17 protein-coding genes are annotated in these 19,839 nt (G+C 72.4%); 14 read left to right on the top strand and 3 right to left on the bottom strand.

Going from position 1 to position 19,839, the window contains the following annotated elements:
* Nucleotides 1-456 precede the first annotated feature (456 nt).
* The gene (locus ACWC9T_RS24240) at nt 457-1,395 is read left to right on the top strand and encodes a replication initiator (protein WP_449823143.1); all 939 of its coding nucleotides are present in this window, start codon (nt 457-459) and stop codon (nt 1,393-1,395) included.
* Nucleotides 1,396-1,606: 211 nt separating this feature from the next.
* On the opposite strand, the gene ACWC9T_RS24235 is transcribed toward ACWC9T_RS24240, so the two are convergent.
* On the bottom strand, nt 1,607-3,223 hold the full coding sequence (locus ACWC9T_RS24235; RefSeq protein WP_449823142.1) for a recombinase family protein: 1,617 nt from the start codon (nt 3,221-3,223) through the stop codon (nt 1,607-1,609).
* Between the two features lie 301 nt (nt 3,224-3,524).
* Here ACWC9T_RS24235 and ACWC9T_RS24230 point away from each other — a divergent pair, with 301 nt between their 5' ends.
* The 5 genes from ACWC9T_RS24230 (at nt 3,525) to obgE (ending at nt 10,725) form a co-directional block, all read left to right on the top strand.
* Nucleotides 3,525-4,334, top strand: a complete 810-nt coding sequence (locus tag ACWC9T_RS24230) for a TIGR03936 family radical SAM-associated protein (protein WP_449823141.1) — start codon at nt 3,525-3,527, stop codon at nt 4,332-4,334.
* 437 nt (nt 4,335-4,771) lie between these two features.
* Nucleotides 4,772-8,308, top strand: coding sequence for an Rne/Rng family ribonuclease (locus ACWC9T_RS24225; protein WP_449823140.1), 3,537 nt, complete (start codon nt 4,772-4,774; stop codon nt 8,306-8,308).
* Between the two features lie 229 nt (nt 8,309-8,537).
* Nucleotides 8,538-8,855, top strand: coding sequence for a 50S ribosomal protein L21 (gene rplU / locus ACWC9T_RS24220; RefSeq protein ID WP_030233759.1), 318 nt, complete (start codon nt 8,538-8,540; stop codon nt 8,853-8,855).
* 14 nt (nt 8,856-8,869) lie between these two features.
* Nucleotides 8,870-9,127, top strand: coding sequence for a 50S ribosomal protein L27 (rpmA, locus tag ACWC9T_RS24215; RefSeq protein WP_030058248.1), 258 nt, complete (start codon nt 8,870-8,872; stop codon nt 9,125-9,127).
* 119 nt (nt 9,128-9,246) lie between these two features.
* Entirely contained in the window at nt 9,247-10,725 is a 1,479-nt protein-coding gene (gene obgE, locus ACWC9T_RS24210; RefSeq protein ID WP_449823139.1) for a GTPase ObgE, read from the top strand.
* A 75-nt stretch (nt 10,726-10,800) separates the two neighbouring features.
* On the opposite strand, the gene ACWC9T_RS24205 is transcribed toward obgE, so the two are convergent.
* Nucleotides 10,801-11,595 (bottom strand): hypothetical protein, encoded by a 795-nt coding sequence (locus ACWC9T_RS24205; RefSeq protein WP_449823138.1) that lies wholly within the window; start codon nt 11,593-11,595, stop codon nt 10,801-10,803.
* Nucleotides 11,596-11,903: 308 nt separating this feature from the next.
* On the opposite strand from ACWC9T_RS24205, the gene proB reads away from it, so the two are divergent.
* The 5 genes from proB to ACWC9T_RS24180 all read left to right on the top strand — a co-directional run bounded on the left by proB (nt 11,904) and on the right by ACWC9T_RS24180 (nt 16,953).
* Nucleotides 11,904-13,040 (top strand): glutamate 5-kinase, encoded by a 1,137-nt coding sequence (gene proB, locus ACWC9T_RS24200; protein ID WP_449823145.1) that lies wholly within the window; start codon nt 11,904-11,906, stop codon nt 13,038-13,040.
* A 164-nt stretch (nt 13,041-13,204) separates the two neighbouring features.
* Nucleotides 13,205-13,729, top strand: a complete 525-nt coding sequence (locus ACWC9T_RS24195; protein WP_449823137.1) for a hypothetical protein — start codon at nt 13,205-13,207, stop codon at nt 13,727-13,729.
* A 64-nt stretch (nt 13,730-13,793) separates the two neighbouring features.
* On the top strand, nt 13,794-15,116 hold the full coding sequence (locus tag ACWC9T_RS24190) for a glutamate-5-semialdehyde dehydrogenase (RefSeq protein WP_449823136.1): 1,323 nt from the start codon (nt 13,794-13,796) through the stop codon (nt 15,114-15,116).
* 89 nt (nt 15,117-15,205) lie between these two features.
* Entirely contained in the window at nt 15,206-15,787 is a 582-nt protein-coding gene (locus ACWC9T_RS24185) for an SCO2584 family spore wall biosynthesis protein (protein WP_449823135.1), read from the top strand.
* 104 nt (nt 15,788-15,891) lie between these two features.
* Nucleotides 15,892-16,953 (top strand): SCO2583 family membrane protein, encoded by a 1,062-nt coding sequence (locus ACWC9T_RS24180; protein WP_449823134.1) that lies wholly within the window; start codon nt 15,892-15,894, stop codon nt 16,951-16,953.
* Between the two features lie 88 nt (nt 16,954-17,041).
* Here ACWC9T_RS24180 and ACWC9T_RS24175 read toward each other — a convergent pair whose 3' ends face one another.
* Nucleotides 17,042-18,094: a M48 family metallopeptidase gene (locus ACWC9T_RS24175; protein WP_449823133.1), complete on the bottom strand. Its 1,053-nt coding sequence runs from the start codon at nt 18,092-18,094 to the stop codon at nt 17,042-17,044.
* A gap of 371 nt (nt 18,095-18,465) precedes the next feature.
* Between ACWC9T_RS24175 and ACWC9T_RS24170 the strand changes: the two genes are divergently transcribed.
* The 3 genes from ACWC9T_RS24170 to nadD all read left to right on the top strand — a co-directional run bounded on the left by ACWC9T_RS24170 (nt 18,466) and on the right by nadD (nt 19,716).
* Nucleotides 18,466-18,612, top strand: a complete 147-nt coding sequence (locus ACWC9T_RS24170) for a hypothetical protein (protein ID WP_396250388.1) — start codon at nt 18,466-18,468, stop codon at nt 18,610-18,612.
* A gap of 192 nt (nt 18,613-18,804) precedes the next feature.
* The gene (locus ACWC9T_RS24165; protein WP_449823131.1) at nt 18,805-18,960 is read left to right on the top strand and encodes a hypothetical protein; all 156 of its coding nucleotides are present in this window, start codon (nt 18,805-18,807) and stop codon (nt 18,958-18,960) included.
* A 123-nt stretch (nt 18,961-19,083) separates the two neighbouring features.
* Nucleotides 19,084-19,716, top strand: a complete 633-nt coding sequence (gene nadD, locus ACWC9T_RS24160) for a nicotinate-nucleotide adenylyltransferase (RefSeq protein ID WP_449823130.1) — start codon at nt 19,084-19,086, stop codon at nt 19,714-19,716.
* Nucleotides 19,717-19,839 lie beyond the last annotated feature (123 nt).

Raw genomic sequence — 19,839 nt, 5'->3', positions numbered from 1 at the left:
GCCCGAACCCCACACAGGCCCCGCCGAGGCCGCCGCGACCGATCCGTCGGTGACGGGAGCGGAGCCGCTTGCTCGTTACTGACCCACGCTCCTAGGTACTGTCCTGGCGATCACAGACTGGACTGAGACCTGCAGTCACGATCGCCAGGGCTGGCTGAGCCTGGAGGAACTGCTCTGCCTGGCCGCGTACGTCCGCCGCGAGCTGGCCTGACCGGATCCCGGTGGGCGGGGTCGGTGCACGCGTGGCCGGTTGGGGGAAGGCTTTGGGCGGTGTCCTTGCCCGACGTGGGCCCCGACGCGGCAAGGTGCCTAAAGCCTCCCTCGGCCGGCCACCCCAGCCACCCCGGCGGCAGCGAACGGCGTGGGCGCCTTCGCCTTCAACCGGCCCTGCACCCGTGGGCGGCTGAGGCCGCCCGGCGGCGCGGATGCGCCGCCGCTTGAGTAAGTGAAGGCAAGTTGCGACAGCCCCGGCGCCGACGCTGCGAACACGGCGGCCGACACGGCTGCGGCCGGACCCACCCCGACACGGACCCGCTCATCGGACAGCCGCTCTGCACCAACTGCTACGACTACCCCGGCCATGTGCTGTGGAACGCCACGGCCCCGGCGCTGTGGAAGGCCTTCCGCGACAATCTCTACCACCACGTCGCCACGGGGGCGGACGTCGGCCGGTCGGAGGTGCGCACCCTGGTCCGGGTCTCGGCCACCAAGGTCGCCGAGTACCAGAAGCGCGGCGCCGTCCACTTCCACGCCGTCATCCGCTTCGACGGCCCCGACGGACCCACCTCCCCGCCCCCGCCCTGGGCCACTCTGGAACTCCTCCTGGACAGCGTCCGGTCTGCTGCCGCTGCGGTGGCGCTCCCGTGTCCCGACACGGCGGCCTACGACGGCGGGCGACTCAGCTTCGGCATCCAGCTCGATGCCCACCCCCTCACCAACGGGGACGGCGGACGACTCACCGACGACGCCGTAGCCGCCTACGTCGCCAAGTACACCAGCAAGGGCGCCGAAACCGCTGGCGCCGTCGACCGCCGCATCACGTCCCTCGCAGAGATACGAGCGCTGCACGTCAACCCCCACGTCCGGGCCCTTATCGCCACCGCCTGGCGCCTCGGCCGCCTGTGCCACGCCTACTCCACCACCTACGGGCAGCTCCGGACCGACCGCGCCGAACATGCCCGCGCCCTGGCCGGTGCCCCGCCCCTGTACACCGACTGGGACAACGAGACCGTCACCGAAACCGCCTGGCGCTTCGCAGGGACCGGCCACACGCCCGCCGAAGCACTCATTGCCGCCGGAATCGCCGAAGACCTCGCAGCCAACCGTGAGGTGGCTCGCGAAGAAGCGAGATGCTGCACCGAGCGAGGCGAGGCCTCGTGGCCGCTCTCCCCGTAGTGCTGGCTACGGCGGGTCCGCCGGTAAGCCCTGTCGAGCTAGCAGGGGCCTCGACGCTGGCGCGAGCGTCGACCGTTGAGAGTGAGATCGTGATCGTGGACGACGAAGGCAATGAGGAGCCGTACGATCCGACCAAGCACTGATGACAACAGCCCCCGACCTGATGGCGGGGGCTGTTGCATGCTGCCAGCGATCTTGCTCGGTGCCGGCGTCAGAGCTTGCTCGCGAAGTCGTCTTCCTTGATGACCAGCCGATCGCGGTAGTCCTTGGGGATCCTGAGCTTGAGGCGCACAGCGGGCTGGCGTTGCCCCGGGACCTTCGTGCGGGTGACCTTGCAGGTCACGCCTACGCGGAGCAGGTCGGCGGCCATGGCCTCCATGCCCCCTGCCTCCCAGTGTTCTCGGAAGGTCTTGCCGTTGGCCGCGTTGACCCACCGGTCCTGGGTGGACTCGGGGTCGATGGCCTCCAGCTCATCGATGAGCTGGTTCAGCGTCTCCTCCGCCTGCTCGCGGGTGAACGCAGTACGGGCAAAGCGCCCGCCGGGCTCCAGACCCTTCATGTAGTAGGAGACGGACTCCTCCAGCTGCTTCTTCCTCTTCAGGGCCTCGGCCCCCTTGGCGTACTCCCGGACCAGGACCGGTTCATCCCCGAGTACTTTGAGCACGTCCTGTACGAGCGCGGCGTACACCCCGTCCGGGTCGTTCACCCCGGGTCCGCCGCCCTTGCAGCCAGCGCACCGCATGTACTTGTACTGGACACCCCTGGTCGTCGTGACCTGCACGGTGATGTTGGTGCTGCAGTCGTCGCACACGAAGACCCCGAGGAACTTGGTGGCGCCGCCCTCCTGGCGGACAGGCTGGTTCTTCCCCCACTTGTCGAGATCCTTGCCGAGCTGCGCGAACTGGTCCTCCGTGAAGACTGCCTCCGCGACCTTGATCGGCTTGCCGTCCTTTCCGAGGATCAGCTTCGACTTCCGGCCGACGCCGCTCTTGTCCTCCTCTACCCGGTACCCCATGAGGGCGGGGTTCCTGAGCCTTCGGAGATGGGTCGACGTTGTCAGCCCCTCGGAGCCCGGCACGCCTGCACGCTTGATGATCCGCACCTGATGAGAAGCGGAGATCTTCGACGCCCGGCGCCGACTCCAGTGCAGCACCTTGTAAGCGGTCTCATCGATGGCCAGGACGGTCCTGCCGTTCTCGTCCACGACCGTCCTGTAGCCGTAGGGCGGTTTGCCGACCAGCCACTCCGCCTGGGTCTTGGCGTAGTCCCACAGGCTGGTGACCCGGGTGGAGGTATTGGCCGCCTCGATCTCGGCGATCCCGCCGATCAGCGTGATCATGACCTTGCCGACCACGGTGGTCAGGTCGATGGCGTCGTTCTTGGAGACCAGGTTCTTCCCGTACTTCAGGCACCACTCGATCATGGTGCTGAGGTCTGAGAGACGCCGTACGAAGCGGTCGAGCTTCCAGAACAGCAGTACGTCGAACTCCGGTGCCCGGTTGTTCAGCCAGTCCCCGAGCTGCTTGCGCTTCCACGGGGGGACCTTCGTGGCCCTCACGTTGAGGTCGCTCGCGACCCCGACCACCCGCACGCCCATGTCGCGGGCCAGCATCCGCAGGTCCAGCTCCTGGCGCACCGGCGACGTGGTCTCGTCCGTGAGCACGCTCAGTCGGATGGAGAGGAGAGCCCGGGGAGCGTCCTCGGGCAGTTGGGCCTCCGCCCGCTTCAGATCCTTCAAGAGCTTCAGGTCCGCCGGCGACCACTCGGCGTCCACGTCGTACTGCTGCTGTCGCTGCGCCGATACGGCGCGCTTCGCACCTCGTCCCATGCCACGGACGCTAGCGACATTTTTGGATCCATGTCCATATAGCCCCAGATGGACACCCACATTCAGACCGGTCCCACCGGCAAGAAGATGCTGCCGCTGACGGTCGTCAACAAGTAGGCGTCGGACACCCCTCGGCCCCCGTTCGGAGCGTTCCGGGCGGGGGTCGAGGGGTGTCCGCGGGGTGCTGCTGACCAGGGGCGGAGCGAGGGGTGCGGTGGGGCGCGTACCCTTTGAGGTGACAGAGTCCGGACAGTGGCGGGATTGCGCCGCGCCGGACGGGGACAATTGACTAAAGGACTGAGTGACCCTGGCACGCCGTACGCCCGACGGTCCGCCGCCCGCGCCGACGGTGCAGCGGATTCGTCTCCGCTACACCAAGCGCGGCCGGCTCCGCTTCACCAGCCACCGCGACTTCCAGCGCGCCTTCGAGCGCGCCCTGCGCCGGTCCGCCGTTCCGATGGCCTACTCGGCCGGCTTCACCCCGCACCCGAAGGTGTCCTACGCCAACGCCGCCCCGACCGGGGTGGCGAGCGAGGCGGAGTACCTGGAGATCGGTCTGGCCGCCCTCCGGGACCCCGAGCAGCTGCGGGCGCAGCTGGACGAGTCGCTGCCCACGGGCCTGGACGTGATCGACGCGGTCGAGGTCCGGACGCCGAACTTCGTGGAGCGCCTGGAGGCCTCCGAATGGCTGGTCCGCCTCGACGGCGTCGAGCCGGACGAGGCCACCCAGGCGGTCGGGAAGTTCCTCGCCGAGGAGCGTGTCGAGGTCGAGCGCCGGACCAAGAACGGCGTGCGGGTCTTCGACGCGCGCGGTGCGGTGGCCGCGCTCGGACTCGTCGAGCCGCAGGTCGACGGTGGTACGGACACGGCCCCCGAAACCGACCGCGATGTTCGGACCGGCCGTCCCTGTGCGATACTGCGCCTGGTAGTACGACACGCCACACCCGCCGTACGACCCGACGACGTATTGTCCGGTCTCCGTGCGACGGCCGACCTGGCGCCGCCGGTCCCCGCAGAGGTGACCAGGCTGGCGCAGGGGCCGCTCGACGAGGAGTCCGGCACGGTGACCGACCCGCTGGCGCTCGACCGCGCCGCGGCCCCGGCTGGCTGAGAAACGGCCGCCGGGCCGCGCGCTACCGCGTCCGTCTAGTGGGCGGAGGCCGGGTCCAGTGCCTCACTGGGCCCCGACGGTCCTCCAGGGTTCCCGCGGCTCCCCAGGGGAGCGAGCGTCGTCGCAGCACAGGCCGGCCACTCGGGGCCCGCCGACCAGGACGGTCGGTGGGCCCGGGGCCCCGTCCGGGAGCCACCCGGGGTTGGGGGACGGCTCAGCTTGGGAAAACCTCAGAAGACTGGTCAGACCAGAAGACTTTTCGACACCCCGCCGAGCGCGGGGCGCCGAGCGAGACTACGAGCCCCTGTGCGGCCTCGCGTCCGCGCGGCGGCACCGTCAAAGGGTCCGGCCCGAGCATCGTCGCGATGCCGGCCGCCCACTGGTGCCGCGCCGTGCCCGGATGCGGAGCCCGGGGGCCTGACGGGAGATCCACCCGCATGCTCGATAACACCGATCCGCAGCAGACTGCGGCCACGGAAAAGAACGAAAGCGCCGCGACCGGCGGCGAGGGCGCGTCTGCCGCGCCGCCGCGCCGTCGTCGCCGGGCGGTGTCCCGCCCGGCGGGCACGCCTCAGGGTGCGGCCGCCGAGGCGGCCGAAACGGTCCTGCCGGCCGAAGCGCCCGCCGCGGCGGCTCCGGCGTCCGAGCAGGCCCCGGTGGCCGAGAAGCCGGTCCGGGTCCGCCGGACCCGCAAGCGTGCCGAGGCTCCGGCCGGTGCGCCGGAGGAGGCCGCGATCGTGGTCACCGCGCCGGACACCGCTGTGGCTCCGGTCGTCGGGGCTCCCGTGGAGGAGCCCGCCGCCGCGAAGGCCGTCAAGGCCGAGAAGAAGGACGAGAAGGCGGAGAAGCCCGCTCGGGCCCGTCGTACCCGCAAGCGCGCCGAGGCCCCGGCCGGTGCGCCTGCCGCCGAGGCGCCGGCCGTCGAGGCCCCCGCCGAGGAGCCCGCCGCCCCCGCCGCCGAGCCGGTGGCCGAGGAGGCTCCCGCCGCTCCGGCCCGCCGCGCCCGTCGCCGTCGCGTGGTCGAGGCCGCGCCGGTGGTTGAGGCCCCGGTGGCCGAGGAGCCCGCCGTCGAGGAGGAGCCCGCCGAGGAGGAGGCCGTCGAGGCCGCCGCCGAGGCCCCCGCTGCCGCCGAGCCGGCCGCCGAGGCCGAGCCGCACCACCGGGTGCGCCGCCGCGCGGTCCGCCCGGCCACCGCGGTCTTCCAGGCCCCGGTCTTCCAGGAGCCGGCCCCCTACGTCGCGCCGTCCGCGCCGCAGCAGCCCGCCGCCGCCCCGGCGCGGGCCGAGGCCCCCGTTGCCCCTGCTGCCGCCGAGCGCAACGAGGAGGACGAGTACGAGTACAGCGGCGTCGGCCGTCGTCGTCGGGTCCGTACCCGGGTGGAGCCGGGCCGCCGCAAGCCGGTCGTCGAGGCGCCGGTCCAGGCGCCGGTCGAGGCTCCGGCCGTCGAGGTGCCCGCCGTCGAGGCCCCCGCCGCCGGTCCGGAGACCGAGGGCGAGTGGGAGGAGGACGGTCGTCCGTCCCGCCGTCGCCGTCGGGGCGGCCGCCGTCGTCGTCGTGGCGAGGCCGAGGAGTTCGAGGCCGCCGAGGCCGTCGAGACCGAGCAGCCCGCCGCCGAGGAGTCGGCCGAGGCCGTCGCCGAGGAGGAGGGCGAGGAGGAGGACGAGCTGGCCGCCGGTCTGTCCTCGTCCCGTCGCCGTCGTCGCCGGCGCCGCCGCAGTGGTGAGGCCGGCGCCGTCGAGACCGCCGAGACCACCGAGGACGGCGTCCGCACGGTGGTGAAGGTGCGCGAGCCGCGTCGCCGTTCCACCGAGCCGTCCTTCGACCCGGACGAGGTGCAGTCCATCAAGGGCTCGACCCGTCTGGAGGCGAAGAAGCAGCGCCGCCGCGAGGGCCGCGAGCTGGGCCGCCGCCGGGTGCCGATCATCACCGAGGCCGAGTTCCTGGCCCGCCGGGAGTCGGTCGAGCGCGTCATGGTGGTGCGCCAGAACGGCCAGCGGACCCAGATCGGCGTCCTCGAGGACGGCGTGCTGGTCGAGCACTACGTCAACAAGGAGCAGGCCACCTCGTACGTCGGCAACGTCTACCTGGGCAAGGTCCAGAACGTGCTGCCGTCGATGGAGGCCGCCTTCGTCGACATCGGCAAGGGCCGCAACGCGGTGCTGTACGCCGGTGAAGTCAACTTCGGCGCGCTGGGCGGTCACGGCGGCCCGCGCCGGATCGAGTCGGTGCTGAAGTCCGGCCAGTCGGTGCTGGTGCAGGTCTCCAAGGACCCGATCGGCCACAAGGGCGCCCGCCTGACCAGCCAGATCTCGCTGCCCGGCCGCTACCTGGTGTACGTGCCCGAGGGCTCGATGACCGGCATCTCGCGCAAGCTGCCCGAGAACGAGCGCGCCCGTCTGAAGCAGATCCTCAAGAAGATCGTTCCGGACGACGCGGGCGTCATCGTGCGCACCGCCGCCGAGGGCGCCTCCGAGGATGAGCTGACCCGCGACGTCCAGCGCCTCCAGCAGCAGTGGGAGGACATCCGGAAGAAGGCCGCGACCGGCAACGCCCCGGCGCTGCTGTACGGCGAGCCGGACATGACCGTCCGGGTCGTCCGCGACATCTTCAACGAGGACTTCACCAAGGTCATCGTCTCCGGAGACGAGGCGTGGAAGACCATCCACGAGTACGTCTCCAACGTGGCCCCGGACCTCGCCGAGCGGCTCCAGCGGTGGACCTCCGAGGTGGACGTGTTCGCCACCTACCGGATCGACGAGCAGCTGATGAAGGCGCTGGACCGCAAGGTCTGGCTGCCCAGCGGCGGTTCGCTGGTGATCGACCGCACCGAGGCGATGGTCGTCATCGACGTCAACACCGGGAAGTTCGTCGGTCAGGGCGGCAACCTGGAGGAGACGGTCACCCGGAACAACATCGAGGCGGCCGAGGAGATCGTGCGCCAGCTGCGGCTGCGCGACCTCGGCGGCATCATCGTGATCGACTTCATCGACATGGTCCTGGAGTCCAACCGCGACCTGGTGCTGCGCCGCCTGCTGGAGTGCCTGGGCCGGGACCGGACCAAGCACCAGGTGGCCGAGGTCACCTCGCTGGGCCTGGTCCAGATGACCCGCAAGCGGGTCGGCCAGGGCCTGCTGGAGTCCTTCTCCGAGTCCTGCGTGCACTGCAACGGCCGCGGTGTGATCGTGCACATGGAGCAGCCGAGCACCCACGTCCACGCCCCGGCCGCGGCCGCGGGCGAGCCCGCGGGCGGCGGCAAGCGCCGTCGCCGGGGCAAGGGCGGGGCCGGCCACGAGGAGCCGCAGGCCGTCGAGGCCGCGGTGGCCGAGGCGGTCGTGGAGGCTGCCGAGGCTCTGGTGGAGGCCGCCGAGCCGGTGCGCGAGGAGATCGAGGGCCAGCTGGCCCTGGAGGTCCCGGGCGTCGAGGTCCCGGCAACCGAGATCGCAGTGGTCGAGGCTCCGAAGGCCGAGGAAGCTCCGGAGGCCGCCGCTCCGGCCGCCGCTCCGGCGGGCCGTGCCCGCCGCCGCGCGGTGCGCAAGGCGACGGCTCCGGCTGGCTCGCCGCAGGCCGCCGAGATCGTGGTGCTGCAGGCGAAGGCCGACGCGGCGCTGGAGGCGGCCCTGGCCGCCGCCGCCCCGGCCGTCGAGGCCGCAGCGGAGGCCGCTGCCGAGACGGTCGCGGAGGCCGTCACGGAGGCGAAGCCCGAGGCCGTCGAGGAGGCCGTCGTCGCGGAGGCCGTGGTCGTCGAGACCCTGGCCGCCGAGCCCGCCGAGGCCCCGGCCGCGGAGGAGGCGCCCGCCGAGGAGGCCCCGGCGCCGAAGAAGCGGGCCGCCCGCAAGACCGCCGCGAAGAAGACCGCCGCCAAGAAGACCACCACGGCGGCCAAGAAGACCACCGCCCGCAAGACCGCGACCAAGCGGACGAGCGCGGCGGCCAAGAAGGCCGCGGCCGCCGAGGGTGATACGGCGGCTGAGTAGTGCCCACGCCCGGGGCGGGAGTCCTCCCGCCCCGGGCCGTACGGGCCGGTTTGCCCCTCGGGCGGCCGGTCCGTATTCTTGACCATCGGCGTGTCTACGCCACGCTCCCGAGCACATCACCTTCCCGAGGTCCCCGCGTCCGCGCGGGGCGAACGGGAGGAGGCCCCTGTGTCCGTACCCAGGCGGCTGGCGTCGGGAGGTCCGACCGAGTTAGGAAAGTAGGTACCGCATGTACGCGATCGTTCGCGCAGGCGGCCGCCAGCACAAGGTCGCCGTCGGCGACGTGCTGGAGATCGACCGTATCGAGGCCAAGCCGGGTGACTCGGTGGAGCTCTCGACCATCCTGGTCGTCGACGGTGACGCCGTCACCTCCGACCCGTGGGTCCTGGCCGGCGTGAAGGCTCACGCCGAGGTGGTCGACCAGACCAAGGGCGACAAGATCGTCATCCTGCGCTACAAGAACAAGACCGGCTACCGCCGTCGTCAGGGTCACCGTCAGAAGCACACCGCGGTGCGCATCACCAGCATCGACTCGGTCAGCAAGTAAGGGGATAGCGAGATATGGCACACAAGAAGGGCGCAAGCTCTACCCGTAACGGCCGTGACTCGAACGCCCAGCGCCTCGGCGTGAAGCGCTTCGGCGGCCAGGTCGTCTCCGCCGGCGAGATCCTCGTCCGCCAGCGCGGCACCCACTTCCACCCGGGTGCCGGTGTCGGCCGCGGTGGCGACGACACCCTGTTCGCGCTGACCGCCGGTGCGGTCCAGTTCGGCAACCGTCGCGGCCGCAAGGTCGTCAACATCGTGGCCGTCGAGGCCTGAGTCCCCGCGGACTCGCGAGTCGAACCAGACTCACACTGAAGGGTGGGCCGGAATGTTCCGGTCCACCCTTCGCGCTTTACACAGAAGCAAGCAGACTCATCCGTACTGGAGGCACACCCATGACCACCTTCGTGGACCGCGTCGAACTTCACGTCGCCGCGGGTAACGGAGGCCACGGCTGCGCCTCCGTGCACCGCGAGAAGTTCAAGCCGCTCGGCGGGCCGGACGGCGGCAACGGCGGTGAGGGCGGCAGCGTCATCCTCACCGTGGACTCCCAGGTCACCACGCTGCTCGAGTACCACCACTCGCCCAAGCGCAAGGCCACCAACGGCAAGCCCGGCGCGGGCGGCCACCGCACCGGCGCGGACGGCGAGGACCTCGTCCTGCTGGTGCCGGACGGCACCGTGGTGCTGGACCGCAAGGGCAACGTGCTGGCCGACCTGGTCGGGCACGGCACCAGCTTCGTCGCCGCCCAGGGCGGCCGCGGCGGCCTCGGCAACGCCGCGCTCGCCTCCGCCCGCCGCAAGGCCCCGGGCTTCGCGCTGCTCGGCGAGCCCGGCGAGGCCCGCGACATCGTCATGGAGCTCAAGTCCGTCGCTGACGTGGCCCTGGTCGGCTACCCGAGCGCCGGCAAGTCCTCGCTGATCTCGGTGCTCTCCGCCGCCAAGCCGAAGATCGCGGACTACCCGTTCACCACCCTGATCCCCAACCTCGGCGTGGTCACCGCGGGCGACACCGTCTACACCATCGCCGACGTGCCCGGCCTGATCCCGGGCGCCAGCCAGGGCCGCGGCCTCGGTCTGGAGTTCCTGCGGCACGTCGAGCGCTGCTCGGTGCTGGTGCACGTGCTGGACTGCGCCACCCTGGAGCCCGGCCGCGACCCGCTGAGCGACCTGGAGACCATCGAGGCCGAGCTCGCCGAGTACGGCGGCCTGGACGACCGCCCGCGCCTGGTGGCGCTCAACAAGGTCGACGTGCCGGACGGCCAGGACATCGCCGACCTGACCCGCGCCTCCCTTGAGGAGCGCGGCTACCGGGTGTTCGAGGTCTCCGCCGCCTCCCGCAAGGGCCTGCGCGAGCTGAGCTTCGCGGTGGCCGGGATCGTCGCCGAGGCGCGCGCCGCCAAGCCGGCCGAGGAGTCCACCCGGATCGTGCTGCGGCCCAAGGCCGTGGACGACGCGGGCTTCACCATCACCGAGGAGGACGGCGCCTACCGCATCCGCGGCGTCAAGCCGGAGCGCTGGGTCCGCCAGACCGACTTCGCCAACGACGAGGCGGTCGGCTACCTCGCCGACCGGCTGGCCCGCCTCGGTGTCGAGGACCAGCTGTGGAAGGCCGGGGCGCACGAGGGCGACACCGTCATCATCGGCCCGGACGAGAACGCCGTCGTCTTCGACTGGGAGCCGACCATGGCCGCGGGCGCCGAGATGCTCGGCCGCCGCGGTGAGGACCACCGCTTCGAGAGCCCGCGCCCGGCGGTCGACCGGCGCCGTGAGAAGCAGAAGGGCCGGGACGCGGCCGAGGCCGAGTTCCTGGCCTTCGAGGCGCTCTCCAGCGGCCGCCAGGCCGCCATCGAGGGCGACGACGAGGACTACTGAGCCGGTTGACGCGAACGGCCCCCGCCACCTGTCGAGGTGGCGGGGGCCGTTCACGTGCTCACGGGTGACGCGGCGTCACTTCGCCCAGGAGGCCTGCAGCTTGAGCAGGTCGTTCAGGTCGGTGTAGCCGACCGCCGCCGGGGTGTTGCCGGCGATGGTGAAGATGTCGCAGCCCTTGGTCTCGGCGCCCTTGGCGACGCCCTGGAACTTCGCACCGGTGCACTTGGGCATCGGGTTGGCGGCGCTCAGGGTGGGGAGGCCCTTGTTGCCGGAGCTGTCGAAGATGACGAACTTCGAGTTCGGGGCGGTGAAGGAGAGGCTGGACTCCCCGAGGTTCTTGATGGTGTAGCTGACGTAGACCGGGGTGCGGCCGTCCAGCCCGGTGGTCGGGACCTTGGCGGCGGTGAGGTCCTGCAGCGAACCGACCTCGATTCCGGTGACGGTGATCTGCAGCTTGGCGGCGACGTTGGAGGTCTTGTCGGCGAAGTCGACGGTGGCCGACTGGCCGACCTTCACGGTGGTGCCGGCCTGCGGAATCTTGCCGGCGCCGCCCGTGGCCGCACCGCCGTCGGCGGCGCCACCAGTGGCGGCACCCCCGGTCGCGGCGCCGCCCGTGGCCGCACCCCCGGTCGCGGCGCCACCAGTGGTGGCACCGCCGGTGGCCGCGCCACCCGACGGGGCGGCGGTCGAGCCGCCGGCCGCGCCGCCGGTGGCGGCACCGCCCGTGGCCGCGCCGGTCTGCGCCGGAGCCGCGCCGGTGGCGCCTCCGGTGGCGGCCGGGTCGGCGTTGTCCGGGCCGCAGGCCGCGAGCGAAAGGGCGGTGGCCGCCGCCAGGGCGGCGACGGTGAGCTTCGTGGTGTACGAACGCATGGTGCGCTTTTCTCCAGGGCGCGCGGCCGCGAACCGTTGCCGGCATGCCCAGTGCGGCGCCGCCCGATGACAGGAAGGTCGAAGACGAATGGGTCCAGCGGGCAAGAAGCCGTCCCCCGATCTGGCTTTCGGTCAGGGACCATACCAGCCATCCGGGTTGACGTCCCGGCTGTGGCGAGGCCGTGACCAGGCCGGGTCCAGCCGGTGAAACACCCTGCGGGGGAGCTGCGCGGATCGCGTAGATTTCGGGGTTGACGGCCGGGCCCGGCCCGCCGTACCCGCACCACACCGGAAGGGCGTACAGCGAGATGAGCGAGGACTCACTGCGGGAGGAGGTGCTGACCGCACGACGGATCGTGGTCAAGGTCGGCTCCTCCTCACTCACCACGGCGGCCGGCGGCCTGGACGCCGACCGGGTCGACGCCCTGGTGGACGCGCTCGCCAAGGTGCGCGCCCGCCCGGACGCGCCCGAGGTCGTCCTCGTCTCCTCCGGCGCCATCGCCGCCGGCCTCGCCCCGCTCGGCCTGGACAAGCGCCCCAAGGACCTGGCCCGCCAGCAGGCTGCCGCCAGCGTCGGCCAGGGATTGCTGGTCGCGCGCTACACCGCCTCCTTCGCCCGGTACGGCATCCGGGTCGGCCAGGTGCTGCTGACCGCCGAGGACGCCAGCCGGCGCGCCCACTACCGCAACGCCTACCGGACGCTGGACCAGCTGCTGGCGATGGGCGCGATGCCGATCGTCAACGAGAACGACACCGTCGCCACCGCCGAAATCAAGTTCGGTGACAACGACCGGCTGGCGGCCCTGGTCGCCCACCTGGTCCGGGCCGACCTGCTGGTCCTGCTCTCCGACGTGGACGGCCTCTACGACGGCGACCCGTCCAAGCCCGGCACCAGCCGGATCGCCGAGGTGCGCGGCCCGCACGACCTGGACGGCATCGAGATCGGCAGCGCGGGCAAGGCCGGCGTGGGCACCGGTGGCATGGTCACCAAGGTCGAGGCTGCCCGGATCGCCACCGGCGCGGGCATCCCCGTGGTACTCACGGCGGCCAGTCAGGCCGCCGACGCGCTGGCCGGACGGCCCACCGGAACGCTCTTCCTGCGCACTGGCAGCCGCACCTCCGACCGGATGCTCTGGCTCGCCCACGCGAGCAGCCCGCGCGGCGCCCTGCACCTGGACGCGGGCGCGGTGGAGGCGGTCGTCTCCGGTGGCGCCTCGCTGCTGCCGGCCGGGGTCACCAAGGTCGACGGGGAGTTCGCCGCGGGTGATCCGGTGGACCTTCTTGCCGAAAACGGCCACATCGTGGCTCGCGGACTGGTCAACTTTGATGCGAGGGAGTTGCCCCGCCTGCTCGGCCGGTCCACCCGCGACCTGGCCCAGGAGTTCGGCGCCGCGTACGAGCGTGAGGTCGTCCACCGCGACGACCTGGTCGTTCTGCGCGGCTGACCGGCCGTTCGGCCGGCACCGGCCGATCGGCGGAGCGCGGCCGGCGGGCCGCTCCGTACCGGGAGCGGCCCGGCCGCGGCGAGGAGGGGCGCAGCCGTACCGGTCGGCCGAGGGCCGACGGGGCCGGTCGGGACGACACGACATCGCCGAACAGGAGGCCGCCGGTGGAACGCAGGCGCGAGGCAGCGCTGACCGGAGGGACGGCGGGCCGGCGGCTGACCAGCATCGACGGCGGACGCGGGGACGGCCCCGCCGAGCCGGCCGGTCCGCCGCCGCAGAGGCCCGGCGGGGTGCGCAGGGCGCGGCCGCAGCGTGCCGAGGCGGTGGACCCGCCCAGCGTGCCCGAGCAGGCGCGGCTGTGGCACGTGGTGCTGAGCGTGGCCGGGCAGGTCACCCCGCTGTCCTCGCTACGCGCCTCGCTGGAGCGGCTGGCGCACGACCACTCGTTCTTCCTGACCGCCCGCTACGCGGCCGACCACGCTGAGATCCGGTACTGGGAGCAGGCCCGGGACCTGCACGACGCGGCGGCGATCGCGCTGCGGTTGTGGGGGGAGCACAAGGTGACCGCCAACCTGCCGCCCTGGGAGATCGTCGGCCTGGAGGTGGTCGACCGGGCGACGTACCACAAGCGGGTGGCGGAGGGCTTCGGCGATCCGCCGCCGCAGCTGGGCGGCGTGCACCCCTACTGACCGGCCCTGTTCGCATGGCGAAACGGCGGCGGGCGGGGTCGGTGCAGTCGCTACCCTTGGCGGCATGACCAGCGACCTCGCCACCGCCGACAGCCCCGTCCTCGCCGTAGCGCGCCGAGCCCGGGAGGCCGCCGCCGCGCTCGCCCCGCTGCCGCGCAGCGCCAAGGACGCCGCGCTGCTGTCGATCGCGGACGCGCTGGTCGCCCGCAGTGCCGAGATCGTCGCGGCCAACGGTGAGGACGTGGCCCGGGCCCGTGCGGCGGGCACCGCGGAGTCGGTGATCGACCGGCTGACGTTGACCGAGGAGCGGATCGCCGCGATCGCCTCCGACGTGCGCGACGTGGTCGGCCTGCCCGACCCGGTCGGGGAGGTGGTGCGCGGCTACACCCTGCCGAACGGCCTGGACGTGCGCCAGGTGCGGGTGCCGCTGGGCGTGGTCGGCATCATCTACGAGGCCCGGCCGAACGTCACGGCGGACGCGGCCGCGCTCTGCCTGAAGTCCGGCAACGCGGTGCTGCTGCGCGGCTCCGCCTCGGCCTACCGCTCCAACACCGCGCTGGTGGTCGTGCTGCGGGACGCCGTCGCCGCGGCGGGGCTGCCGGCCGACGTGATCCAGCTGGTGCCGGGGGAGAGCCGGGACTCCGTGCAGGAGCTGATGCGCGCCCGCGGCCTCGTCGACGTGCTGATCCCGCGCGGCGGCGCCTCGCTGATCCGCACCGTGGTCGAGGGCTCGACCGTCCCGGTGATCGAGACCGGCACCGGCAACTGCCACGTGTACGTGGACGCCCGGACCGACCTGGCGATGGCCGTCGGCATCCTGCTGAACTCCAAGGCGCAGCGGGTCAGCGTCTGCAACGCGGCCGAGACGCTGCTGGTGCACCAGGACGTCGCGGACGCCTTCCTGCCGTTGGCGCTGGCCGCGCTGGCCGAGGCCGGGGTGACCGTGCACGGCGACGAGGCGGTGCTCAAGGCCGCCGAGGGCAGCACCGCCACCGTGGTGCCGGCCACCGACGAGGACTGGGGCGCCGAGTACCTCTCGTACGACCTGGCCGCGGCCGTGGTGCCGTCGCTGGACGCCGCCGTGGAGCACATCCGCCGCTGGTCCTCCGGCCACACCGAGGCGATCGTCACCACCTCGCAGGCCGCCGCCCGCCGGTTCACCCAGCTGGTGGACTCGACCACGGTGGCCGTCAACGCCTCCACCCGGTTCACCGATGGCGGTGAGTTCGGCTTCGGTGCGGAGATCGGCATCTCCACCCAGAAGCTGCACGCCCGCGGCCCGATGGGCCTGCCCGAGCTGACCAGCACCAAGTACATCGTCACTGGTGACGGGCACGTCCGCGGCGAGGCGACGCAGACCGTGGGTGGCGATGCGGACGCCCGCTGAACGCGGTGTGAGGGGCGTCCGTCGCACATGTGACGGACCAACTGCCGGGAGCCACAGACAAATCGCCCGGCCGGTAATACGCTGAATCCGTGGCTGAGGATGTGGGGGGCTTGCCGTACCCCGACGGCGCCGACCACGGTGGTGCGGACGACGAGTTCGCCACCGTGGTCTTCGATGAGGCCTTCGTCCGGTCCGCCGCCGTGCACGAGCCGACGGCCAAGGAGCGGCAGCTCGCCGCAGCCGAGGCGCGGTTCGAGCCGGACACCGCGGGACCGGGTTGGGGCTATGAGGTCTCGGCCGGGGACGGGCTGCCGCTGGAGCTGCGCCCGTACCCGAGAGGACTCGACGAGGACCACCTCTACCCCGACCCCTGGTCGGGCCCGGGCCGGGCGACCGGCCGCCAGGCCCGGCGGCGGTGGCGACGCTACGACCCGGTGCGCGGCCGCGGGCGGTACGTGGCCCAGCAGCGCTGGCACCGGCCGGTGGCCTGGGTGCTCGCCGTGATCATGGGCGTGAGCCTGGTGGCGGTGGCGGTCGCGGCGATCTACCAGGGCGTGGGCGGTTCCTCCGGCGCGCCCCGGCGCCCGGAGTCCGGTAGCAGCAGCGCTGGGGTGGACCCGCGGCCCGCGCCGGTCGAAGCGTCGCCGGTGGTCACGGCCCCGGCGGGCTAGCCGCGGCCGCGGGGCGTACGCCCCGGGCGGGTGGTCACGGAGCGTTCCCGGCAATCTGCACAGGGGCCCTCGTAGCGGGGCGGGTGTACGCCTACCCTGGTGTCATGGGTGACCCGCGAGAGCCTCCTGAGGGTACGCCCGAGGGTGGTTCCGGAAACGAGGACGAATTCCGGTCCGTCGTGTTCGACGAATCGTTCGTCCGGGCTGCCCGGATCCAGGAGCTGTCGGCCCGGGAGCGGCTCGCGGGCTCCTTCGGCAAGGCCACCCGGGCACGGGTGCGGCTCGGGCCGCTGGGCACTGTCCCGCGCCAGGCGCTCGCCCTGCTGCTGCTCATCCTGCTGGCCTTCGGGGCGGCGGTGTACTTCGGGGTGAACTCGCCGAAGGGCGTCCCGGCGCGGCCCGAAGGCAGCCAACTGACCGTCAGCCTGGTCGCGTTGAGCCCGGCTTCGGCCGTCCACCCGGTGGCCGACCCGGCGAATCCGTTCGCCGCGCTGCCGACCGGGTACGGCGACGGGACGATCGGGCTGAACACCCCGACCGGGGCCGCCACCGAGCACTTCAGCCGGATCGAGGTGACCAAGGCGCTGGACACCGTGCAGCACTACCTGGTCGCCTCCTCGTTGGCCCCTGCGGCGCTGGTCCAGGGCGCCACCACGGACGTACGGGCCTTCGTCACACCCGGTGAGCAGGCCGGGTTCGACGCGAGTGTCGCCCAGCCGGTGGACGACCGGCACCACGCGCTGACCGGCTGGGTGGTCCGCTTCGACCCGGCGCAGGTCGCGCTGGCCTCCGACACCGTGAAGGTGGCCGGCGCGATGCGGGTCGACGAGGCGGACAGCGGAACGCTGCAGATCACCACCGACCACACCTTTGTCTACGCGCTGAAGCCGGCCGGGGCGCCCGCCGGAGCGCCGGTCACCCTGGAGACGGTGCGGCGCGAGCTGACCTTCCAGTTCGACCGGGTGGACCTGGCCTCGGCGCAGCTGCGGCTGGTGGACTCGGTGGTGGAGGCCGGGCCGGCGCCGTGCACGACCTCGATGGCGGGCTTCCTGCAGCCGGTGCTGGCCACCGTCCAGGGCACCGCGGTGGCGCCGCCGACGCCGGTCGACCCGAGCAACCACGCCCGGCCGGCCTGGCAGGTGTGCGGGGTGCTGGCGGGGAGCTGAGCGCCCCGGAACGAGTCGAGGACCCTGTGACGGCGAGGCGGCCGGTGGCCCCGCCCGGGTCACCGGCCGCCGTGGTCCACCCGGTGGTTCAGCTGCCGTCGCGGTCCGAGGAGGAGCCGCGGTTGCCGCCGGCGAAGGTGTCGCGCAGCTTGCCGCCGACCGTGGCGGCGCCGCCGGCCACGTCCCGCAGCAGGCCCATCAGCGGGTCCTTGCTCTCCTTCACCGAGGTCGTGTAGTGGTCGGCGGCGGCCTTCCACTGCTCGCCGACCGAGGCGTCCCGGTCGTCCGAGCGGCGCGGGTAGGCGCCGGCCAGGATCGAGCGGTACTCGTCGCTCTCCGCCCACTTCTTCAGCTGGGCGACCCGGACCACCGCGAACGGGTGGGTCTGCGGCAGCAGCTGGAGCAGCTTGAGCACGCCGTCGCGCAGGTCGCCGGCCTTCTCGTACTCCTCGGCCTGCTCCAGGAAGGCGTCGACGTTCATCTCGGCCAGGTTGTGCCCGCCGGCCAGCTTCATCAGGGCCCGCATGGACGCCTGGAGGTCCTGCCCGGCCAGCAGGCCGGCCCGGTCGCTGGACAGCTCGGCCTTGCGGAACCACTCCTTGAGGGCGGTGACGAGGGCCATGATGGCCAGGTTGCCGAGCGGCACCCAGGCGATCCGGGTGGCGATGTTGGTGAGGATCATCAGCATCGTCCGGTAGACGGCGTGGCCGGACATCGCGTGGCCGACCTCGTGGCCGATGATCGAACGCAGCTCCTCCTCGTCCAGCAGCTCGACGAGGCCGCTGGTGATCACGATGATCGGGGTGTCGATGCCGATGGTGTACGCGTTGACCGTCGGGTCCTGGGTCACGTACAGGTCCGGCACCTGCTCCAGGTCGAGCGCGTAGGCGGCGTCGCGCACCATGTTGTACAGCTCGGGGAACTGACGCTCGGAGGTCTTCACGGCGGTGGCCAGGAACATCAGCCGGATCGCGCGCTCGGAGACCAGCCCGGCGAGCTTCTTCAGGACGTCGTCGAAGCCGGAGAGCTTGCGCAGGGCCACCAGCGCCGATCGGTCGGCGGGGTGCTCCCAGGCCCGGGTGGAGATCTCGGGGAAGCGCTGCCGGCGCCGGCTCGGGGTCTTCTCGAACGTGTCGGTCATGGTCTGAGTACCTCCTGGTCGACGGCGGTCCCGGCGCACGGCCGGCCCCCCGCTGGTCTTCGCCTGCAACGACTGTCTGTGCAACGTCCGTGGTTGCGTACTCGTCCCCCGGGCTAGCGTACGCGCGGGCCCGGCCGCGCGGTCCCGCCCCGAGCCGAAGGGGCGCGCCGGTGCCGAAAGGGAGAAGTGACAAGCGAGGGACGAGCGCCGGAGCGCCGACCGTCGGCACCGGGTCAGAGCGCCCCGGAGGCGAGCGGGTGAGTCACAGGGGCCGGTGGGCGGTGCCGGTGTGAGGCGGGTTTACCCTGAATGCCCTGGAGAACCGAGACCGGACCCGGCCGCGGTACCGAGCAGTTCGAGGAGCCCCTCAGATGTCCACCGACACGCTGGTCAGCCTGGCCGCCCCCATCTCCGACGATCCCGGCCCGGGCCTGTTCCTGCGGATCATCGTGATCGCGTCCTTCGTCGGGATCGGTCTGCTGGTCTGGATCATGGCCCGCGCCTTCCGCGGCCAGTAGACCGCCGCCTCCCGTCCACGGGCTCACGCGCCCCCTCCCGACGGTTCGTCCGCTCCGCCCGCTCACGCCCGGTCAGTGGCGGTGGGCCGCCGAGCGCTTGCCGTGTAACCCCCCGTACGATGACGGGTGGGCCCTCACCGGCCCGGAACAACCCCCAGGTCCGTTCACCGAGCCGAGAAGGTCCCGCCGACCATGAGCACTGCTGCCGCACTCCCCGTTCTGAACCTGCTCGCCGACGGCGAGGGGGGCAACCACGACAGCCTGAACCCGGCCCTGACGGGTGGCGCCGCCCTGTTCATCCTGCTGCTCCTGCTCTTCATCACCACCCGCTTCAACCGGGACCGCTGACCGCGTCCACGGACCGCTCGGGGAGCGTCCGGCCAGCGGGCCGGCCGCTCCCTCACGCATCTGCGGGCAACCCCCACACGGGCGTTCCCGCACCGTGATGGGCGTCGCGTAAGGTGTGGCGGCATGGGAGAGCAGGCCGGGATTCCCGGCGGACCGGAACCGGCGAAGAAGCGCCTCGGCGTGATGGGCGGCACCTTCGACCCGATCCACCACGGACACTTGGTCGCCGCCAGTGAGGTGGCGAGCGCGTTCCACCTGGACGAGGTGATCTTCGTCCCGACCGGGCAGCCCTGGCAGAAGAGCGACCGGCAGGTCACCCCGGCCGAGGACCGTTACCTGATGACGGTCATCGCCACCGCCGAGAACCCGCAGTTCTCGGTCAGCCGGATCGACATCGACCGCGAGGGCCCGACGTACACCGTCGACACCCTGCGCGACCTGCACGCGCTGCACCCGGACGCCGACCTCTTCTTCATCACCGGCGCCGACGCGCTCGCCCAGATCCTGTCCTGGCGCGACTCTGACGAACTCTTCTCGCTGGCCCACTTCATCGGATGCACCCGACCGGGGCACACTCTGTCGGACGCCGGACTTCCGGTGGGCGGGGTCTCCCTGGTGGAGGTCCCGGCGCTGGCCATCTCCTCCACGGACTGTCGCAACCGGGTCGCCAAGGGCGAGCCGGTCTGGTACCTCGTCCCGGACGGCGTGGTCCGCTACATCGACAAGCGGGCGCTGTACGCGCCGCACGGGACCTGAGCCGGGAGCGTCAGTGAGCGAGCGCAGCGAGCGAATGATCGGAAGGCGCGCGTTTCGCGGAGCGGCCGCCGAGCGCAGCGAGGTGGGCGCATGAGCGAGCGCAGCGAGCGAATCATCGGAAGG

The organism is Kitasatospora sp. NPDC001159 (genome assembly GCF_053598235.1).
Note: the sequence above shows the minus strand (reverse complement) of the source record. Positions and strands in the feature narration are given on the sequence as shown.